The organism is Paenibacillus sp. PK1-4R, assembly GCF_030369595.1.
In the GTDB taxonomy this organism is placed as follows: domain Bacteria; phylum Bacillota; class Bacilli; order Paenibacillales; family Paenibacillaceae; genus Paenibacillus.
Genome location: NZ_CP126535.1, coordinates 4,127,205 through 4,144,147, shown reverse-complemented (window position 1 = coordinate 4,144,147; position 16,943 = coordinate 4,127,205). Strand labels below are relative to the sequence as shown.

At 45.4% G+C, this 16,943-nt stretch carries 18 protein-coding genes and 1 other annotated feature; of the genes, 14 read left to right on the top strand and 4 right to left on the bottom strand.

Annotated elements, in window-relative coordinates; genetic code table 11:
- Positions 1-53: 53 nt before the first annotated feature.
- The 8 genes from QNO02_RS17915 to tyrS all read left to right on the top strand — a co-directional run bounded on the left by QNO02_RS17915 (position 54) and on the right by tyrS (position 7,852).
- Positions 54-599, top strand: a complete 546-nt coding sequence (locus tag QNO02_RS17915; protein ID WP_165980206.1) for a PadR family transcriptional regulator — start codon at positions 54-56, stop codon at positions 597-599.
- Positions 600-617: 18 nt separating this feature from the next.
- Positions 618-917, top strand: coding sequence for a Dabb family protein (locus QNO02_RS17910; protein ID WP_289389541.1), 300 nt, complete (start codon positions 618-620; stop codon positions 915-917).
- 46 nt (positions 918-963) lie between these two features.
- Complete coding sequence (locus QNO02_RS17905; protein ID WP_283945755.1) at positions 964-1,743, top strand: NRDE family protein; 780 nt, start codon at positions 964-966, stop codon at positions 1,741-1,743.
- A gap of 241 nt (positions 1,744-1,984) precedes the next feature.
- A complete protein-coding gene (locus QNO02_RS17900; protein WP_289389540.1) occupies positions 1,985-3,301 on the top strand; it encodes a nucleobase:cation symporter-2 family protein in 1,317 nt (438 codons plus the stop codon).
- A gap of 309 nt (positions 3,302-3,610) precedes the next feature.
- Entirely contained in the window at positions 3,611-5,080 is a 1,470-nt protein-coding gene (locus tag QNO02_RS17895; RefSeq protein WP_289389539.1) for a protein adenylyltransferase SelO, read from the top strand.
- A 153-nt stretch (positions 5,081-5,233) separates the two neighbouring features.
- Positions 5,234-5,677: an Imm63 family immunity protein gene (locus QNO02_RS17890; protein WP_289389538.1), complete on the top strand. Its 444-nt coding sequence runs from the start codon at positions 5,234-5,236 to the stop codon at positions 5,675-5,677.
- Between the two features lie 20 nt (positions 5,678-5,697).
- On the top strand, positions 5,698-6,147 hold the full coding sequence (locus QNO02_RS17885; RefSeq protein ID WP_289389537.1) for a DMP19 family protein: 450 nt from the start codon (positions 5,698-5,700) through the stop codon (positions 6,145-6,147).
- A gap of 98 nt (positions 6,148-6,245) precedes the next feature.
- Positions 6,246-6,473, top strand: a binding site (T-box leader).
- A 116-nt stretch (positions 6,474-6,589) separates the two neighbouring features.
- Positions 6,590-7,852: a tyrosine--tRNA ligase gene (gene tyrS / locus QNO02_RS17880; protein ID WP_091011938.1), complete on the top strand. Its 1,263-nt coding sequence runs from the start codon at positions 6,590-6,592 to the stop codon at positions 7,850-7,852.
- A gap of 159 nt (positions 7,853-8,011) precedes the next feature.
- On the opposite strand, the gene QNO02_RS17875 is transcribed toward tyrS, so the two are convergent.
- From QNO02_RS17875 to QNO02_RS17860, 4 genes are all read right to left on the bottom strand, one after another.
- Entirely contained in the window at positions 8,012-8,290 is a 279-nt protein-coding gene (locus tag QNO02_RS17875; protein WP_017687903.1) for a YxcD family protein, read from the bottom strand.
- A gap of 5 nt (positions 8,291-8,295) precedes the next feature.
- Complete coding sequence (locus QNO02_RS17870) at positions 8,296-8,799, bottom strand: hypothetical protein (protein ID WP_091029269.1); 504 nt, start codon at positions 8,797-8,799, stop codon at positions 8,296-8,298.
- 98 nt (positions 8,800-8,897) lie between these two features.
- Entirely contained in the window at positions 8,898-9,464 is a 567-nt protein-coding gene (locus QNO02_RS17865; protein WP_289389536.1) for a PadR family transcriptional regulator, read from the bottom strand.
- Between the two features lie 173 nt (positions 9,465-9,637).
- On the bottom strand, positions 9,638-10,213 hold the full coding sequence (locus QNO02_RS17860; RefSeq protein WP_062835011.1) for a beta-class carbonic anhydrase: 576 nt from the start codon (positions 10,211-10,213) through the stop codon (positions 9,638-9,640).
- A gap of 349 nt (positions 10,214-10,562) precedes the next feature.
- Between QNO02_RS17860 and QNO02_RS17855 the strand changes: the two genes are divergently transcribed.
- From QNO02_RS17855 to QNO02_RS17830, 6 genes are all read left to right on the top strand, one after another.
- Positions 10,563-12,077 carry a carboxypeptidase M32 gene (locus tag QNO02_RS17855; RefSeq protein ID WP_289389535.1) on the top strand — a complete coding sequence of 505 codons (1,515 nt, stop codon included), beginning with the start codon at positions 10,563-10,565 and terminating at the stop codon, positions 12,075-12,077.
- 159 nt (positions 12,078-12,236) lie between these two features.
- A complete protein-coding gene (locus tag QNO02_RS17850) occupies positions 12,237-13,241 on the top strand; it encodes an ABC transporter substrate-binding protein (RefSeq protein ID WP_091029274.1) in 1,005 nt (334 codons plus the stop codon).
- A 28-nt stretch (positions 13,242-13,269) separates the two neighbouring features.
- Positions 13,270-14,064 carry an ABC transporter ATP-binding protein gene (locus QNO02_RS17845; RefSeq protein WP_091029275.1) on the top strand — a complete coding sequence of 265 codons (795 nt, stop codon included), beginning with the start codon at positions 13,270-13,272 and terminating at the stop codon, positions 14,062-14,064.
- 38 nt (positions 14,065-14,102) lie between these two features.
- The gene (locus QNO02_RS17840; RefSeq protein ID WP_347388738.1) at positions 14,103-14,894 is read left to right on the top strand and encodes an ABC transporter permease; all 792 of its coding nucleotides are present in this window, start codon (positions 14,103-14,105) and stop codon (positions 14,892-14,894) included.
- Positions 14,895-15,242: 348 nt separating this feature from the next.
- Positions 15,243-16,220, top strand: coding sequence for an aromatic acid exporter family protein (locus QNO02_RS17835; protein ID WP_091029278.1), 978 nt, complete (start codon positions 15,243-15,245; stop codon positions 16,218-16,220).
- Positions 16,221-16,295: 75 nt separating this feature from the next.
- Positions 16,296-16,856, top strand: coding sequence for an outer spore coat protein CotE (locus tag QNO02_RS17830; protein ID WP_062835006.1), 561 nt, complete (start codon positions 16,296-16,298; stop codon positions 16,854-16,856).
- Positions 16,857-16,943: the final 87 nt, after the last annotated feature.

The window sequence follows — 16,943 nt, the reverse complement described above, 5'->3', positions numbered from 1 at the left end:
AGGCGATTAGGACCAAGCTGTACCCTTGGATGAGCAGAATGGGGGCAGTCACAATGTCGATTCAAATATTTATACTCGGTGCACTAAGTGAAGGGAATTATTACCCTTATGATATTAAGAAGCGTATTGGTAAACATCTGGATCAAACCGACGCCAAAATTACTGAAGGCACTATCTACTATAATTTTGAAGTGTTGCTGAAGAAGGGCCTGATCGAGAAGGTAGAAACGATCCAGACGGAAAATCGACCGGACAAAACGACATATGGAATCACCGAAAAAGGGCGACAGTCACTTGAAGAAAGCATATATAAGGTCTTCCAGAAGTTTACGAATGTGCAGTCACTGTACGCTGCGTTGGTCAACCTGGATAAGGTGGACAATCAGAAGATTGCTTACCTGATTGAGGATATTATCGAAAAGATGAAAAAGAAAATAGAGTATATTGAGCTTCATACCCCAGAACAGATGGATACTAAAGGGGAGCTGAAAGATGCTCTGTTATTAATGAGAGATCATGCTTATCAGAGTATTCAAAGCGATATCAACTGGTTGGAGAAACTGCGAAAACATGTTGAAAATAGAGTAGCAAAGAATTAACAGAGGAGGAATAACAAGATGTTTGAACATTTGGTTGTTTTTAAATTAAACGATAAAACCACGCTAGCCAAACAACAGGAATGGGTGGCTCAATTGCTCGCACTACAGGAACAAATCCCGGGAATTGTCACGCTGACCGCAGGAATCAATACAACGGAAGAAACGGACCGTATTCAAGGTTACACGATTGGATTGAGAGTGACGTTTGAAGATCAGGACGCATTGCGCGCTTATGGACCACATCCTGCTCATCAGGCATTTGTAGCTTCCCTGGATGGTTGGGTGGAAGATGTCATTGTAGTTGATTATGCGATATAAAGCCACGTTATCAGAGGGTTAACGAATATAGGAGTTGAAGATTCCCATGTGTTTAATTTTATTTGCTTACAACATGCATCCAAAGTATCCGCTTATTCTGGGATCAAATAGGGATGAATTCTATCACAGACCTACGGCTCAAGCACACTATTGGGAAGATCATCCTCATATATTGGCGGGCAGGGATTTGTCGAAAATGGGAACCTGGATGGGCATAACAACAGGTGGACGTCTGGCTGCTGTTACGAATTATCGTGATCCGAATGAAGAGGTACAGGCCAAGGGCTCAAGAGGAGATCTGGTTGCTGACTTTTTAAAAGGAACGTCCACACCTGAGAAATATATACAACATGCGGAGAGAAGTCGCAATGAATATCCTGGCTACAATTTGTTAGTAGGTGATCCTGACGACCTCTATTATTATTCTAATGTGGGTAATGTTGTAATGAAGTTGAAACCGGGAATATACGGGATTAGTAATCACTTGATTAATACAGATTGGCCCAAGGTGAAACGTGGGAGAGAAGGGCTGGAGAAAATCATTCAAGGGGAAGACGAAGATACCCTGACAGAACAAATGTTAGGTTTGCTGCAAATTGCAGATCCTTCAGTGGATGAACTCTTGCCTCATACAGGCGTTCCATTGGAGTGGGAACGTTTGTTATCACCCATCTTCGTTAGAAGTGAGAAATTCGACTATGGGACCAGAGCTTCATCCGTTGTTCTGATGAACAGAGAAGAAGTGTTTTTTACGGAGATGGTTCACCAGAACGGAGAGGTAATGGAGCAACGTTTTAACATTAAGCCTCTCAACTGGACAAGCTGAGAATATGAAATAAATGATGTTCAGACCTTATGCATTAATGTGTCAACTTATATAACGCGACATAAACGGTATGAGAATTCCTTTTGTATAACATGCCCAATTTTAGTTGGGCTCTTTATCTCTTATCACAATTCTATGTTATGAATCATGGAACTTCCCTGAATAGTTTATATAATGTGAATCAACATAACATGATTTTGCAGCGGTTCAGTTGATTCTAATTTCAGGGGGGCAACGTGGGATGAAAGAAACCAAAAAGATGAGAGTTTTTTCACTGGGGATTCAGCACGTACTCGCGATGTATGCGGGAGCAATTCTGGTGCCTTTGCTTGTGGGCAGAGCACTAAATCTGACTGCAGAGCAGTTGGCGTATCTGGTTTCCATTGACCTGTTAACGTGTGGGATTGCAACATGGCTTCAGGCTCGGAAAGGAAAGTACTTGGGTATTGGTTTGCCAGCGGTGCTCGGAAGTTCTTTTGTAGCGGTGACACCCATGATTGCGATTGGATCGCAATACGGGATTCCTGCCATATATGGGTCGATCATCGCAGCCGGGTTATTTATCGTCATCTTTGCTGTATTTTTTAGCAAAATCGTCAAATTGTTTCCGCCAGTTGTGATTGGTACAGTGGTAACGATCATCGGTCTTGCGTTAATTCCAACCGGTATTAAAAATATGGCTGGTGGAGCAAACAGCGAGAATTTCGGAAGTTTGGACAATTTGGCGCTTTCATTTGGTGTATTACTGTTCATTCTAATCCTGAATCGATATGCTCCCGGTTTTTTTAAATCTCTGGCTGTTCTCCTTGGTATTATCGTGGGGACCCTCATCGCAGCCTTCATGGGAAAAGTAAATTTTGCCGCTGTACAGGAAGCCTCTTGGTTCCATTTACCTCAACCCTTTTACTTTGGGTGGCCTACCTTCGAAATCGGCCCAATCATCACAATGATTATTGTAGGTACAGTCGTTATCATCGAATCAACAGGTGTATTTATGGCTTTGAGCAAAATCTGTGATCAACCGATCAACGAAAAAGATCTGGCACGGGGATATCGCGCAGAAGGTCTCGCGTTTGTCCTGGGCGGCATATTTAATGCTTTTCCATACAATACATTTGCACAGAATGTTGGTTTGGTTCAGCTCTCCAAAGTGAAAACGACCAATGTTGTTGTTGCAGCCGGAGGTATTCTGGTCTTTCTGGGACTTATTCCGAAGGTAGCTGCTTTTGCAACCATTATTCCAAGTGCTGTCCTCGGAGGAGCGACTGTTGTCCTGTTTGGAATGGTCGTCTCATCCGGGATCAAAATGCTGCAAAACGTTGATTTTGGAAAACAATCCAATCTATTAATCGTGGCTTGCTCCGTTTCGCTTGGGCTCGGTGTTACTGCTGTACCCGATCTGTTTGCCCAGCTTCCTCAGAGTATTCGGATTATTGTTAGCGATGGTATTATCACGGGAAGCCTGTCAGCGATCCTGCTTAATGTCTTCTTTAACCTCGCTTTGAAAAAAGAGAGCTTGCCAGTACAGCCTATACAGGCTCAAGAAGCACACACGTAATCCTTGTAATAACAGACGTGTCATCTGGTAGTAAGTGGAATAGATCCAAGATGGTTTTCTGGGAAGTGGAATGAAAGACAATGATTCCACTTGGCAAAGAAACCTCTTGGATTTTTTTTGCTTACGATTCATGAGGAATGCAAAAGGCATGCAAATATGCTAAAGTTTCATCAAGAACATTTAATATGTTCGTTTAAGTCAACATCCTCTTGAATTGAATTTCCATGCGACTACATAAATGAGCATCGGTTCACAAGGCTACAATATAACCAAGGGATATCCCTGGTGCAGAAAAGGAGTTGTGATCACATGCAACAAGAAACATTGAACAAAGGGTGGAACTTGGAGAATAGTTATGCGGAGTTACCGCAACCCTTCTATACAAGTCAGGGCGCAGTGCCTGTTCAATCACCAAAGCTAATCATTTTTAATAGACTGCTTGCTTCCAGCTTGGGACTGGATGTGGAGTCTCTTGACAGTGAGGAAGGAGCACAAATTTTTGCAGGTAACCTGATTCCGGAAGGAGCTGAGCCTCTGGCTCAGGCCTATGCAGGACATCAATTCGGAAATTTCAACATGCTTGGTGATGGACGTGCTTTGCTGCTGGGTGAACAGATTACGCCACAGGGCGAGCGAGTGGATATCCAGCTGAAAGGTTCAGGAAGAACACCGTACTCTCGTGGAGGAGATGGACGTGCTGCTGTAGGGCCCATGTTGCGAGAGTATATTATTAGTGAAGCGATGTATGCACTGGGTATCCCAACGACACGCAGTCTGGCGGTGGTATCAACAGGAGAAAACATTATCCGCGAAACAGAGCGGCCTGGGGCTATATTAACCCGGGTGGCTTCCAGTCACATCCGGGTAGCAACCTTTCAGTACGCAGCAAGGTGGGGATCTATTGAAGATCTCCGGGCGTTGGCTGATTACACATTGAATCGACATTATCCTGAGGTTGCTCACGTCGAAAATCGTTATCTTCTGCTCCTTCAGGAAGTGATTAAGCGGCAGGCGGCTCTCATTGCCCAGTGGCAGCATGTTGGATTCATTCATGGCGTGATGAACACGGATAACATGGCCATTAGTGGTGAGACCATCGATTATGGTCCGTGCGCCTTTATGGATGCTTACAATCCTTCAACCGTATTCAGCTCCATTGACAGGCAAGGTCGCTATGCTTATGGTAATCAACCGTATATTGCCGGGTGGAATTTGGCTCGTTTTGCCGAGACACTTCTGCCGTTGTTGCATGAAGATGAAGAACAGGCGGTGCAACTCGCTCAGGATGCTATGGCACAATTTTCTGAATTGTACCATCATCATTGGCTCAAGGGAATGCGTGCCAAATTGGGCTTGTTGGATGAAGAGGCCGAAGATGAAGCGCTGATCAAGGATCTTCTTGAACTTATGGAGAAGCATAGTGCAGATTACACCAATACGTTTCTGGCATTGACCTTTGATAGGTTGGAAGGGACAGCTTTGTTTGGCACGCCAGAATTTGCTGAATGGAATGAGCGGTGGCAAGCAAGATTGGAAAGACAGCAAGAGGAGAAGGAAGTCTCTCGGCAGTTGATGAGAACGAACAATCCAGCGGTCATCCCTCGCAATCATCGGGTTGAGGAAGCCCTTGAGCGAGCGGAGAACCACGGAGATCTTAGCGTGATGCAGAAGCTTTTGGCAGTTCTTTCAGATCCGTTTGCGCACTCACCTGAGCAGGCTGAATATGCCGAACTGCCTGCACAATGCAATACTTCGTATCAGACTTTTTGTGGAACCTGATTGAATAGTATGGAATGAGGAGGCTGCCTTGGGCAGCTTTTTCATTTTTCATTCTGTCTTCGACGTTAGAATCCAACGAGGGTATTGAATTTGGAGAATGTCATGCAATAATTAGAGAAGTAGAGATTTACTTTTACAGAGGCAGGTGCATTCATGTCCAACATGTTAAGCAAACAACAATTGGCAGACATCCTTTTACAGCTTTTAGAGCGTACATCTTTCCCTAGGGAACAGATGCAGAACTATGTTAACCGCTTGTTTGAGAGCTTTAAATGGGATGGTGTGCCCTATGTAGAGAGTGGAGAAGATACGTATATCGTTCGAATATACGAACGTGGTCTTGTCTCATTGGAGAAACGGGTGAAACAGCCGGATGAAGTCATCTATTGGTTGCTGGAAGATATTATTTTCACTGCGACGCATGTAGGGTTGTTGGAAAGACATGGCGTGGATAATAAAAAGACGCATTTGAACTATACAAATGAAGTGATGAAGGACCTGAACAGGGGTGTTCTGGAAGCCTTCCAGCAGATCGGTAATCCGTATTTACATTGGCATCAGACGGGTAAACGTCAGGAGTTAGAGAGCATGGCATAAAGAAAAGTGAGGTGTGTAACGTGAGTGAGCAAAATATTAATGATGTATGGTATGACTATGCTGTGTTATTTGTCGAGAAAAAGAATGAATCTGAACAGGGCTGGACTTCGTTGACTTCGAACGAGCAGGACATTGCTGCTTTGTGGCTGTTAGAGGCGGATATCTTTAATGGCGGTTTTATACAGTTTTTCTGTAACTGGGGGGAAGAGGTGTACCGTTACGCATTGCGGGCATTACATATCATTGGTGCGACTCAAGTCGTGGAGATTATAACGTCAGCATACGGCTGCATTGAGCACTTGAAAGAGGATGAAAGGCTTACTGAGTTGTGGGATATTCCTAAATTCCTGACAAAGGAACAAGAGCAGCAGTTAGATGCGCTGGACCAGCAGTTTTGGAACAATGAGGATCAGATCGCGGAGAAAGCCTATGGTTATTATCACGGAAAATTGAACATGATGATCATATAATCTGGTTTCAACTATGCATGCGTTGTTCTGTTCAATGATTAATACTTGGTCTTGCAATGACTGAAACGTTCGGCTATACTTGCTATAAATTGAATACATGAATCACGTTGATAGAGCGCAGTAGCGGCTTTGTCCCTGTTACAGAAAGTCAGGGGTTGATGGAACCTGATACATACAAGGGCTGCGAATTACACTCTGGAGTACTTGGGTAATGCCAAGCGGATGGGCAAACGATATATTGCCAAAAGTGGTATGGATAACGTGTTAAGGTCACGTGTTGTCCATGCAATTTGGGTGGTACCACGGTTATGATAATCGTCCCTGTGTCTAATGAAGACAAGGAGGCGATTTTTTTGTGTCCAAAAAAGCCGTTCCAGCGTGTTATTTCGTAATTTAACGTAGATCATGACTGAATCTTGAGGATAGAAAAGGGGTTATACGAATGAATATTATTGATGAACTACAGTGGCGTGACGCCATTAACCAGCAGACGGATGCAGAGGGACTGCGTGAGTTGACCGAAACCAAATCAGTTTCATTGTACTGTGGCGTTGACCCTACAGGGGATAGCATGCATATCGGACATCTCATTCCATTCATGATGCTGAAACGTTTTCAACTGGCAGGACACCGTCCGGTTATTTTGATTGGTGGGGCTACGGGCACAATTGGTGATCCAAGTGGTCGTCAGGCAGAACGTTCTTTGCAAACGATGGAGCAAGTGCAGGAGAATGTGGATGCACTGACAGCACAGATGAAGAAGTTGTTTGTAACAGACGGTGATAATCAGGTTCGCATGGTGAACAACTACGATTGGACGCACAAGATCAATGTCATTGAATTCTTGCGTGACTACGGCAAAAACTTTAACCTCAACACCATGCTGGCTAAGGATGTAGTTGCGAGCAGACTGGAAGGCGGAATTTCTTTTACCGAGTTTTCCTACCAGATCCTTCAATCACTCGACTACCTGCACCTGTTCCAGAACGAAGATGTACAGCTTCAAATCGGCGGTTCTGATCAATGGGGGAATATCACGAGTGGTCTTGATCTGATTCGTAAAAAAGAAGGATCTGAAGCGAAGGCGTACGGTCTGACTATTCCGCTCATGCTCAAATCCGACGGTACGAAATTTGGTAAAACAGCTGGCGGAGCAATCTGGCTTGATCCGAACAAAACGACACCATTTGAATTCTACCAGTTCTGGGCGAATACAGATGACCGTGATGTGATCAAATACCTGAAATACTTTACCTTCCTGAGCAAAGAAGAAATTGAAGCTTTGGCTGAAAAGGTAGAGACAGAGCCGCACAGACGTGAAGCACAGAAAGCACTCGCGGAAGAAATGACAAAATTCGTTCACGGCGAAGAAATGCTCGAACAGGCTAAACGTATTACAGCGGCGCTGTTCAGTGGTGATATCCGTTCCCTGACGGCGGATGAAATCGAGCAGGGATTCAAGGAAATGCCAACATTCGAGACGGACGGCGAAGCGAAAAATATCGTGGACTGGCTCGTAGATCTCGGCCTGGAGCCATCCAAACGCCAGGCGCGTGAGGATGTCACCAAAGGTGCGATCTCCATGAATGGTGAGAAAATCACGGAGCTTGAATTCACAGTGTCTGCAGAACACGCCATTGGCGGTAAATTCATCATTATCCGTAAAGGTAAGAAGAACTACAGCTTGGTCAAACTTCAATCGTAGTTTCCAAGAAATAGTACGTAACACAGGCACGTATAGAGACTAGAATAGACACACAAATAAAGATACAAATACAGAAACAAAAAGACCGTCTTCCATCTCTGTCAGGCGACAGAAGGGGAGACGGTCTTTAGTATAAGAGGTCATTACTTGACCTATAGTTTATTGATTAACGATCGCTGTGATTTCTTCATCCAGATCAAGTCGTACATTCTCACGGTACGCCCGGATGTTGTATTCACTGTGCAGGTAGCGAAGAATCGCTTCAATCATATTGGACTCGACCAGATATTGACTGCGTCCTTGGATCCAAACTTCAGCGGAATAACCTGTATCTTCTTCCCAGCTCAGTTCTACATTCACATCGGTTGGACGTACACCCTTACGTTCTGCCATATGAATACAGATTGCATTCACAATTTCATCCATGCTCAGAACCATAGAGATTAGTACCGTCCGTTTCTGTTACGGTCATCATCACGATCATTGCGACGGTCATAACGACCATCCGCTGCAGGTTTACGACGATTGGAGATGGCTCTGAAGAGTGCCATAGCCAGCATAACAATCAACATGATTGCTGCAACGTTCACGAGCAATCCGAGGATGTTACCCAGAGCGCCCATGCCACCGAACAATCCGCCAAACATCATACCAGCAAGACCACCAAGCATCATGCCTTTCATGAATCCGCCGCCACCGCCGAAGAATCCACCACCACGGGTTGCAGCTGCACCAGTACCGGAGTTATTACCGGAATTGGATTGATTCACGTTGTTGTTGGAGTCGGATTTCTTAGGAGTGTTGGTATAACTTTTTGTACCGGATTTGAATCCGCCACCACGTCTAGCATCCGCTGAATCCGGATTCGTTACTCCCACTGTTGCGAACAATAATGTAAAGGCCATAAATACCATCATTAGATGTTTAACTCCAAATTTTTTCTTCATTGTAAAGATCGTAACCCCCCGATTAATTTGTTTGAATCGCCCAAAAATGGGCCTTACTCATGTAATACGGTCAACTTGCAGGAACGTTTCAAATTTTATTAAATTTCTGAAACGCTTGGACTTGGGTCTTGAATTGCAGCTTGGCCATCAAGCAATTGGGTAACCCAATGACACCATTCCAGGCCTGTTTGTGCGTGCATTAACCCTTTTTGTACCAGGATGTAGCTTCCAAAATCTCGGTTGCCTACACGAAGATTATCCTGAGGTATACGTGACTTCAGATCCTCGAAATAACGTATGCGTTCCATAAACCAGCTTTTACGCTCATTCAGAATGCGTCTCATGCTTCCGTCTTCCGCTATGCCAACACACAAAATACGCAAATTAAATTCATCGCGTGTAACCGGTGCGGTAACAGGAGTGATCATCCATTCCAAGAGCTTTTCAATGCCTTTGTCCGTAACTGCGTACATTTTCTTGTCCGGTTTGTCAGACTGTTGTACCCAGCGGGAGGCCAATAACTCATCGTTTTCCATCTTGGACAGGAGTGGGTAGATCTGGCTGTGTTTCGCTTGCCAATGCGGCTGGATCTTCAGCATCAGATCATAGCCCGATGACTCCTCGCGGGTAAGCAGCCCGAGCAATCCGTAGGAAAGTATGTTCATGCACATGTCTCCTTAATATTAGGGCTAGGTCAGAGAGAACAATCGTTTTTACTTTCTTTGACCGCTTTCATAAAAAGTGTACACTGAAACTGTATGGTTTGACAACCTGACAGAACAACTGCCTTAATTTAGACAAAAAAAGTGCGAACCATAAGGTCCGCACTCCAAACCATTTAGAGAGATGCCTGTTGTCCATACCCCTCAGCGACAAGATCAAGCTCACCTGTGGCAGAATCGATAACCATGCCGTGGACGGGTACATTGGGAGGAAGTAAAGGATGCTTCTTGATCACTTCCACAGTATGTTTTACCCCTTCTTCGACGCTGTCAAACCCACGCAACCATTTTTGCAAACGGATGCCCGAATTCTCCAGAGTAGTCATGACTTCTTCCGATACACCACGCTCTACCATATGTCCAATCATGGTCTCAGCGTGAAGGGAAGCCATACCACATTCCGTATGACCCACTACCAGGACTTCATCTGCACCCAGTTCATAGATGGCGACAAGTACACTACGCATTACACTCCCGAAAGGCTGAGAGATAATTGCGCCTGCGTTTTTGATGATTTTCACATCACCGTTTTTCAGGTTCATGGCCTTGGGCAGCATTTCCACCAGACGTGTATCCATACAAGTGATGATAACCATCTTTTTGGTTGGAAACTTGCCAGCCGTATACTTTTCGTATTCTTTGGTCTCGACAAATGATTTGTTGTAAGCCAAAATCTCTTGAATGTTGTTCATGTCCATTGCCTCCTGTTATCCAATACGACGAGCACGGCCACTTGCATATGATGCAGCTTGTCCTACGCGCCTTTGCTTTAATAGTATTTCACGGTCAGCAGATGGCATTACTCCAACCCTTTAGAGGTTGTTCAAAAAGTCCACTTTTGATTACAAATCATGCCTGAGGGCATCATCGGCATCGAAGTTGAACGCCATTTCCATCTTCTCGGTAATGAAAACCAGACTTTTTGAACACGTATCTTTAGGAGAACAATGCAATTTTCATCTGTTAAAAGTTGATTATACGCAATGCAAAAAGTATCATCAATAGGGTATAACATTTTTTTTGAAGAGGTGAACGATAACAATGGATAAACAAACACAGGAACATTTGGAATCCTTCCGTAATCTGGCTCGTAAAATTAAGAGCTATCATGAAGCCATTGGTTTGCTTCACTGGGATCTGCGCACAGGTGCGCCGAAAAAAGGCGTTCCGACTCGTTCGGAGACGCTGGGTATGTTGTCCACCGAAGCATTCAAGCTGCAAACCTCGGCTGACATGAAGACTTACCTGGATGCATTAACGACTCCAGCGGTATTGGAACAACTCGAAGATATAGATCGTCGTCTGGTTGAAGATTGCAAGAAAGAATATGATCGCAGTCAGTCTGTACCACCTGAGAAAGTACAAGCATATACCGTGCTCACAGCCAAGTCGGAAACGGCATGGGAAGATGCCAAGCATAACAGTGATTTTGCAGGGTTCTCCCCATATCTGACAGATATCGTTAAGCTCAAACAAGAGTTTATTGATTACTGGGGTGTAAAGGATACGCGTTATGATACGCTGCTTGATATGTATGAACCGGATCTGACGGTTGAGAAAGTGGATGCTGTATTTGCCCGCCTCAAAGCACGTTTGGTGCCTCTACAAGAGAAGATTAATGCTTCAGAAAACAAGCCAAATACAGAGTTCCTGAATCAGTTGTTTGACACCGAACAGCAGGAAAAATTCAGTTTGTTCATCTTGGAACAAATGGGCTATGACTTTGAAGCTGGACGATTGGACGAGAGTGTGCATCCATTTGCAACGGGTCTTAACCCGGGTGATGTGCGTATTACAACACATTATCTGCAAGATGATGTAGCAAGCGCAGTCTTCAGTTCACTGCATGAGGGCGGACATGCCCTGTACGAGCAAAATATTGATGACAGTTTGGCGGGTACCCTTCTTGCCGAAGGAACGTCCATGGGGATTCATGAGTCTCAGTCCCGTCTTTGGGAAAACATGATTGGTCGCAGCCTGCCATTCTGGACACGTTATTACAAAGATTTGCAGCAGCATTTCCCGCAATTGAGCGAGGTTGAGCTGGAAGATTTCTATCGTGCAATCAATCGGGTGGAGAGTTCACTCATTCGGATTGAAGCGGATGAACTGACCTATAACCTGCATATTATTATCCGATATGAGATTGAGAAAATGTTATTCAACGATGGTCTGGAAGTGAAAGACCTGCCGGAGACCTGGAATGCAAAATACAAGGAATACCTCGGTATAATGCCAACGAATGATGGAGATGGCGTTCTTCAGGATGTTCACTGGTCCGGTGGTGACTTTGGTTACTTTGCATCGTATTCTCTGGGTAATATGTATGCAGCTCAAATTCTACATACATTGCGCAAGGAAATGCCGGAGTTTGATACCCTTATTGCCGAAGGTAATCTGATTCCAATTAAGGAATGGCTTACAGACAAGATCTATCGGTATGGTAAAAGTCGCACACCTTCCGAATTGATTGTTGCCGTAACAGGTGAAGAATTGAACCCGGATTATCTGGCCGATTATCTGGAAGCCAAATATGCCGAGATTTACAAGCTGTAGATATCCTATAAATAACATATTGAATAACATTTCGAAGAGCTGAAGAGTCGGGCATCATTGCCCGGCTCTTTTTTGCATTTAAGTTCTTAACCTTTTGTTGGGCATCGGCATATCCATAATAGAGAGAAACTGCTGAAACCAGTGAAGGAGGGAAACAACATGAAATACACGCCATGGTTCGTCCGGGGCATCGTTATTCTGCTGATTATCATTGTGGCGCTCACCAGCTGTAATAAGGAAGAGAATGAAGCCAAGATTACGATTGGCGAAGTGACTCGTTCGGTATTTTACGCACCGGAGTATGTGGCTGTGGCTCAAGGTTTTTTTGAAGAGCAGGGACTTGAGGTGGATATTCAGACGACTGCTGGCGGTGACAAAACGATGGCGGCATTACTCGCAGGTTCAGTGGATATCGCACTGGTAGGAGCGGAGACGTCCATATATGTCTATCAGCAGGGAGCGGAAGATCCGGTCATTAACTTTGCCCAGCTCACCCAGACGGATGGTACATTTCTGTTCGCTCGTAACACAGAAGGTAGCTTCGATTGGGAGCAACTGAGGGATTCCACATTTCTCGGTCAGCGCAAAGGCGGCATGCCGCAAATGGCAGGGGAGTTCGCACTGAACAAACATGGCATTGATCCGCAAAGTGATCTGGAGCTGATACAGAATGTGGACTTTGCCAACATTGCGTCTGCTTTTGCCTCAGGCACGGGAGATTATGTTCAACTGTTTGAACCCCAGGCATCCATCTTTGAACAAGAAGGTCGGGGCAAGGTTATTGGATCGTTTGGAACAGAAAGTGGTCGTCTGCCTTACACGGTCTTCATGACGAAACAGAGTTATCTGAACGACAATAAGGATATCGTCCAGAAGTTTACGAATGGTCTGCACAAAGCGCAGACATGGGTGGATTCCCATACGTCTGAAGAGATTGCTGAAGTCATTTCTCCTTTTTTCAAAGACATCGATCCGGCCATTTTGGTGAGCAGTGTGAACCGTTATAAGGAACAGGGCAGCTATGCAACGGACCCGATCATTGATGAGGAAGAGTGGAACAATCTGCTTGATGTCATGAGTGCCGCCGGCGAGTTGAAAGAACGCGTGGATTTGAGTGCAATTGTGGATAATGCTTATGCGGAAGAAGCTACGAAATCAAAGTGATGGGTATTCAGGAAAGGAAGTGAGCAGAATGCCTGAATCCGAAAGTGTGATCCGACTGGAGGGGATCTCTCAAGTATACGTCAGCGAGCGGGAAGCTTCATTGGTGATTGAAGACTTGAGTCTGGAGATCCAAAAAGGAGAGTTCGTCAGTCTGGTTGGACCGAGCGGATGCGGTAAAACGACATTGTTGTCGATCATCGCCGGGCTGCTCACACCCACCCGAGGAGAGGTTAAGGTTAAAGGAAAACTCGTTGGCGGCCCCTCAGCACAGATTGGTTATATGCTTCAACAAGACTATCTGTTTCCATGGCGGACCATTCTGGATAATGCATTGATCGGTCTTGAACTGACAGGCAGACTGGATGAACGGAGCCGTGAGCGTGTGCGTGAACTGCTGGTAAGTATGGGTTTGGCCGGAACGGAGAATCAGTACCCATCAGAGCTTTCAGGAGGCATGAGACAGAGAGTGGCTCTGGTGCGCACGTTAGCAACCGATCCGGGAATTTTATTGTTGGATGAACCATTCTCAGCACTTGATTATCAAACCAAGCTGCAACTGGAGGATCTGGTCTCGGATACGTTAAAACAGTTTGGCAAAACATCCGTTCTCGTCACCCATGATTTGTCTGAAGCCATTGCGGTCAGTGACCGCGTCATTGTGCTTGATCGCAATCCCGGCCGCATCCGCCGTGAGTTTATTATCCCTGATGGTATTCGGAAGGCTCAGCCGTTTCATGCTAGGGAGCAAGAAGGATTCAATGCGTTGTTTCAGGCGTTGTGGAGTGAACTGGATCAGTCTGGGGGAGGTGAGGAAGACGCGTGAATCCAATGAATCCGAAGCAGGAAAAGCGTGACGAATGGATGGGGCAGCTGCATCGGAATCATATTCAGCAGGTGGCCAGATGGCGACATCAAGTGCTTGCCGTACAGTTATCTATGCTAGTATGTATGTTTTTGCTATGGGAAGTGGCAGGCAGACTCCGTTGGATTGATGTACTGTTATTCAGTTATCCGAGTAAGATTTTTGCCCAGATTGGCAAGGACATCGCTAGTGGCGAGTTGTGGGCACATGTTGGGGTAACCGTAGGGGAAACGGCAGTTGGTTTTTTATTGGGAACACTGGTGGGAACCTTGCTTGCGGTTTTAATTTGGTGGTCTCCTTTTTTGTCCAAAGTGCTGGACCCCTATATGGTTGTGTTCAACAGTATGCCGAAGGTAGCACTTGGCCCGATCTTTATTGTGATGTTCGGCGCAGGTTTTACAGCGATTGTCATGACCACATTGTCCATCACGGTCATTATCACGACACTGGTCGTGTATAACAGCTTCAATGAAGTGGATCCCAATTATATTAAAGTCATTCGTACGTTTGGTGGAGACCGTTCCGAGATTTTTACGAAAGTTGTATTACCTGCTTCTTTTCCGGCGATTGTATCTACTTTGAAAGTGAACGTTGGTATGGCTTGGGTAGGTGTAATTGTGGGTGAGTTTCTTGTCGCTAAACAAGGGCTCGGTTATCTCATTATCTACGGATTCCAGGTATTCAACTTCACGCTTGTATTATCAAGTCTGTTAATTATTGCAGCAGTTGCAACAGCCATGTATCAACTTGTTGTCTATGCAGAACGTAAAATGCTGGCTGGCCGCAGGTGATTCGGACGTGTTTTACTCGTAATGTGACCGGGTATGATATGTATACAATTTCACAAGGGGTGTCACGTTGCCCGATACCGTAAAATCAAGTACCATATTTAGTATGAATATTCCGCGCAGATCCGGAATGAATGCGATGATTGGAGAAGAGGGCCTTGAGGTTCTGTCGCAACGATCTAACTTGCCAGCGTCCCTCATTCGGGGCGTGTTGCTGTGACCGGCATGCATGCGCATGTCGGTTGATGTCGTCTAGTTTACATTTGGATGAGACATACTAGTCATGATAAATGAATGAGGCGACGAGCTGGCTAAGAATTTTTTTGCAGCTTAGAGGAGATGGAATGTTAAATGGGTTTTAGGGTAATTAAAACCGCAATCGCCGCATTAATGGCCGTGCTGATTGCGGACTGGTGCGGCTTGCCAGGACCGACATCAGCGGGATTGCTTGCCATTCTCGGGGTGGATGTAACGAGAAAACGAAGTATTCGTACCATATCGGCTCGATTTTTTGCTTCAGTAGTTGGACTTTTATTTGCAAGTGTACTTTTTCACTTTCTAGGCTTCCATTACTGGGTACTGGCCGTATACATATTGATCGCATTCCCGGTTATTGTCCGGGTTGGCTTCAAGGAAGGTATTGTAACAGGTTCGGTCGTGGTATTTCGGGTGTTCGGCGGCGGGGAAATGGACGTGCATGTCGTCCTCGTACAAATTGCTTTGCTTCTGATTGGTCTTGGTTCCGCAATGGCGGTTAATCTGGCCTATATGCCGGCAGCGGATCCTCAGATGCTGCGCATTCGCAAACGAATCGATGAACTCTTTTCGAAGATTTTCAAGGAATTCGCGGCCACGCTGCGTAATCCCAATGAAGCATGGGCGGGGAGAGAACTGATTGAAGCGGATAAAGCTATCCTTGGCGGTATCGATGCAGCCAAGCGTTCTCTGGAGAATCAGGTGATTCATCCGAACGAAGAATGGAGTGTCTACTTCTATATGCGCAAAACGCAGCTGGACTCCATCCAGCATATGATGCATCTGGTGTCCCAGATCTATCAGAAGATGCCACATGCGGAAATGGTATCGGAGCTGTTCGATCAGCTTAGTCAGGATGTACTTACTGAATCTTACACCGGACGAACTGAAAAACTTCTTGCGGATGTGCAAGAAGAATTCAAACGTATGGAACTACCGGATACAAGGGAAGAATTCGAGATTCGTTCTGCAATTCTCCAGTTGTGCCGCGAACTCGCGCTGTATCTGAAAGTCGCGAAGAAGGACAAAGCACCGTCCCCAATCTCGGACCGGTCCCAATCTACAAACGAATAATAGAAAATAGTTGTCACCCTAGACGAATGCCCTGCATACACTTGTAGTGAATGATTGTATGGAGGAGGTTTAAAGATGTCATTGAGTCATAAACATCAATGTAGAGAGATTATCACGAAGGCGATCTGCGGCAAAGGTCGTAAGTTCTCTACCGTAACACATACCGTGACTCCGCCAAATGGTCCGACAAGTATTTTGGGGGCTTGGATTATCAACCACCAATATGAAGCCGTATCAGCGGGTGACGGAATTGAAGTTATTGGTACTTACGATATCAACATTTGGTATTCCTATGACAAGAATTCGCAGACGGATGTAGCCAAAGAAACGGTCTCGTATGTAGAACATGTGCCTTTGTCCTATCTGGACCCGAAACACCGGACTTCCACAGTGGAGGTATCTGCGGATGCAACGCAGGAACCTAGCTGTGTGGAAGCCACAGTATCCGCAGGTGGAAGCAGTGTAATTATCCGGGTAGAACGGGAATTCGCTGTGGAACTCGTTGCCGAAACCAAAGTTTGTGTGAAGGTCTGCACAGATGGTTGCGGTGATTACGAAGACAAGGACTATGACTTTGGCAGTGGCGATGGAGATTATGACGATCTCGATCCCGATCTGCTCGACGATGAGCTGTGAGTTTGATTCATCATGTATTTGTTAACCTAAGGTATCATATGCGCCAGAAGGCGCGATGAAGAGGGCGTAAGCCCTCTTTCTTCTTAA